3 protein-coding genes are annotated in these 3,911 nt (G+C 42.5%); 1 reads left to right on the forward strand and 2 read right to left on the reverse strand.

Annotation, left to right across the window (positions count from 1 at the left end; genetic code table 11):
* Positions 1-110 precede the first annotated feature (110 nt).
* Positions 111-722: an OmpA family protein gene (locus tag BCU12_RS11480; protein WP_102404388.1), complete on the reverse strand. Its 612-nt coding sequence runs from the start codon at positions 720-722 to the stop codon at positions 111-113.
* Between the two features lies 1 nt (position 723).
* Positions 724-2,034 carry a TolC family outer membrane protein gene (locus BCU12_RS11485; protein WP_102404389.1) on the reverse strand — a complete coding sequence of 437 codons (1,311 nt, stop codon included), beginning with the start codon at positions 2,032-2,034 and terminating at the stop codon, positions 724-726.
* A gap of 371 nt (positions 2,035-2,405) precedes the next feature.
* On the opposite strand from BCU12_RS11485, the gene BCU12_RS11490 reads away from it, so the two are divergent.
* The coding region (locus tag BCU12_RS11490) for a tandem-95 repeat protein (protein WP_133153879.1) at positions 2,406-3,911 on the forward strand (1,506 nt) is incomplete at its 3' end.

A 3,911-nucleotide genomic window follows, 5' to 3' on the forward strand; every position in this document is an offset into this window, starting at 1 on the left:
CGCGCTAGATTAACACTTTCAATAGGTAAACTCATTATAAAATAAGCACTAATTAAAAAGGGGCGCTTCACTTGCACCCCTTATACTGCATCTACTCACTTAGTCGTGTTTTACTTGGCAATTTTATTGAAGATTGTCCAAGCTTCTTTGACTGAGCCTTTGTAGCCAACGACTGTTGCTTCCACTTTTCTGTTTAAAGCGTGGCTTACTTCATCGTCACCATACGCACTTAATGAAGTGTCACCATAACCAACAATACTAATGCGGGATGCTTCAACTTCATTTGCAATTAGTGCGTCTTTAATTGCATTAGCTCTCTTTTCCGAAAGCGCTAAGTTATATTCAGGGTTCCCAACTTTGCTTGAAAATCCTAGTAGCTCGATAGATGTGGAAGGGTATTCGGCCAAAAATTCTGACATGACATCAATTTGATTCAAAAACGCAGCATTCAATTCAAACGAATCGTTTCCAAACAAAATGTTCAACGTCATTTGTTCTTCTACTTCAATCTGAGTGCCACATCCGTCGTTATTGATCTCAGAAGCCAGAGGGGTTCCAGGACATAAGTCACGAGCATTGATCACACCATCACGATCATCGTCTAGGAGATCTTCAGCTTGAACGGCAATTGGTGTCTCGATGTAATCATATTCGTCATCTGCTATAACACCGTTAGAAACGAATGAGGCTACGAGAAGCGGGGCAATTAGGTAATGTTTCATATTAATACTCCACCTTTTCATTCCATTCACTAGGCGTTGTTACTCTAAGCGCTGTCAGCAAGTTTCCAGAAGCGTTCATGACACGGTACTTAGCGTATTGTTCATCGTATTTAGCGTCGATATACCCTTTTCTCGCTTCAAACAGTTCGTTTTCAGTGTTAAGTACGTCTAACAAAGTACGTTGACCAATCCCGTACTGTTTTTCATAAGAGATGACGGTTTCGGAAGCAGAATCAACATGGTCAGCTAAAAATTCTTTTTGCTGAACGGTGAGGTCTAAAGCACTCCAGGAGAGTCTAAGGCCTTCTTCTACACTTCGGTATGTTCTGTCACGAAAGTCTTTTGCCTTGTTTAACTGGTAAGCGTAGCTTTCTGTGGTATCGGAGTCAGAGCCACCGTTGTAGAGGTTGTAACGCATACGAAGCATTGCTGAGAACTCGTCACTACTGCCTTCTATACCCGCTGCGTCATCATACCAAGTCTGCGCGGCTTCGATTGATAAAGTAGGGAAGTTAACGCCTTTTGACTGTTTATATTGAAACTTAGCCGCGTCAACATCGGCTTGTGCAACCTTGATGACAGGGTGCTGCATGAATGCGGTGTTGACTGCTTCATCGATCGTCAGCGGTAGAGCCATTTCATCTGCCATTGGGAATGTTAATCCCAGCGGTGATTGACCAACAATTCGTTTGAATTGGGTATGCACATCGAACAGATTGTTTTGAGCGGCGAGAAGGTTGCCGTGTGCCTTAGCGATTCGGGCTTCGACTTGAGACATGTCAGCAGTCGATCCGATGCCAGACTCAACTCTCTTTTTGATATCTTTATAAATATCTTTATGTTTTGCTAAGTTACTTTCTGACAAGCTTAATATCTCATAAGCTTTCGTTGAGTCTAAGTAAATCTTAGTGACTTCTAATGCCATGTCTTGCGCATCCGACAAAAGCTGTAAACGCACTGATTCAGCATCAGCAGACGTTCTGTCCATATCATTAAGCGTCGAAGAGCCGTCCCAAAGTAATTGTGTCAGAGTCAGTGTTGCTTCTTTTCGGGTTAGTTCAGTGTCCTGATCATTCCCAACGGCAGGGCTAATCGCTTCATAGCCAATACCAGCATCAAGGTCTAAGCTTGGTAGATAGGCGCCACTAGACGCATCTGATATATAGCGCTTACTAATAAACTCATTAAATGATGCTTTTAATTCTGGGTTAGTTTCTAACGTATGAGCTACTGCCTGTTCGAGGGTTTGGCTATGGCTAGGAAAACTGACGGCAATTAGAAAGCTAATAGCCTTAACTCTATTCCAGTTCACTCTGTCTCTCCTTGGACGACTAAAGTTATTCAATTATGTGAAGCGTCAATAAAATACCATAAATTATTAGAATGACTAATGTTTTTGAGTGGAAAGTGTAATGAGTTCGTAAAAGTGAGATTTGTTCGATGAGAAAATAATACATAGCTTGTCTAAAAATTTGGAATGAAGATCATATTTTAAGTGTGATGTTGGTTCATCTGTAGAGTGTGATGTACGTCTACATATGAATGCAAGTTCGTTAGTGAATTGTTGTGTTCTTGGTTTTGTTTACTATGTATTAATGGTAAGTTATAGCATATATGAATGGATTCTTTTCTGTCATAAATTTGACGGAATGGAACGTGTAGTTAGCGAAGCAGAGGCTTGGTATGGGAATTGGAACTCTTTTTGGTGGTAACTTGGCTGCCGGACAAATCATCGTTATTGATATTAACGGTAACATTAAAATCATCAATGAAGGGGACCAAGTTCTTCCAGGTGAAGTTATCGTGAAAAGTGACGGTACTTTGGAAGCTCAGCCTGAACAGGATATTCAAGTTGAACTCGTCGGTGATGATGGAGAGTTACAAGACATCTCTGCTGAAATAGAAGACATCTTCGCAGCGTTAGAAGAAGGGCAGGATCCTACGCAGTTGGGAGAAGATTTTGCTACAGCCGCTGGTGGGAATTCTGGTTCAAGCTTAACCGTTTCAGGTAGTGTCACTCGTGATGGAAGTGAAACCATCGCTCAAACCAATTTTGATACACAAGGTTTACAAAGCCTTGGTCTTTCTCAAACGCAAAGCCTAACACTGTTACAACAATTTCGTCAGTTCGCGCCAAACTTTGTTGATACGTCTCTAGTAGAGCTTGGCGACAACTTAGCCTTATCTACCGAAGAAGACACTGCTTTAGCAGGTCAGCTATCTGCAACCGATAGTAACGGTGACGAGCTTGTATATTCACAAACCTCAGATGCATCTAATGGCACGGTGACTGTTAACCCTAACGGATCTTGGGAATACGTTCCTAATGAAAACTACAATGGTCCTGATAGCTTTACTGTTCAAGTGTCGGACGGTCAGGGTGGAATTGACACACTAACAATTAATATTGCTGTTACACCGGTCAACGATGCTCCAACATTTGTGGATGAATCTAATGATTTACTCGTTGGTGATATAGCGATAACCACCAAAGAGGACGAGGCTGCCTCGGGTGCTGTTCAAGCAACGGATGTGGACGGTGATGATCTTACCTATAGCGTTTTGTCTCAAGGTGAAAACGGTACGGTTACTGTCGACGCAGATGGTAATTGGGAGTATACGCCAAGTGCAGAGTATAACGGTCCAGATACCTTTGAGATTCAAGTAAGTGATGGTCAAGGTGGAGTCGATACGGTTACAGTTGATGTTACTGTTCTAGCTGTAGCAGAAATGTCAGTTACGGCTGGTGAAGCCGTCGTTGAAGATGACGAAAGCTACCTGTCCTTTACTATTGAGCTTGACCAGGCTGTCTCGGAAGATGTTGTTCTAGATCTCACGCTCGGTGATGAAAGTGATACTGCGGAAAAAGGCGAAGATTATTTAGACAATCTTTTTGTTTCTGATGGTGAAGGCGGATACCGAGCGTTAACGGAAGAAGATCTTACTATCGCGACTGGCGATACTGAGCTTGTAGTATACGTACGTATTCAAGATGATTTAGAAACAGAAGCCACTGAATCAGTCACACTGGTCGTTAACAGTGAGAGTGAATTTGTAGAAGCCCCTACAGCACAAGATACAGGCTCTATTGAAGACGATCGTGGTGACGGAATTGAAACGGGTCGCCCAGGTGCCGATGAAGATGCGCCTAGCCTTGTTGTAACAGCAAATGAGCAAGGTGGAGATGTT

Origin of the sequence: Vibrio sp. 10N.261.55.A7 (assembly GCF_002877365.1) — a bacterium.
In the GTDB taxonomy this organism is placed as follows: domain Bacteria; phylum Pseudomonadota; class Gammaproteobacteria; order Enterobacterales; family Vibrionaceae; genus Vibrio.

Excerpts from the sequence above, each read along its gene's own strand:
- BCU12_RS11480 (WP_102404388.1), bottom strand. The coding sequence starts at position 722 with ATGAAACATTACCTAATTGCCCCGCTTCTCGTAGCCTCATTCGTTTCT.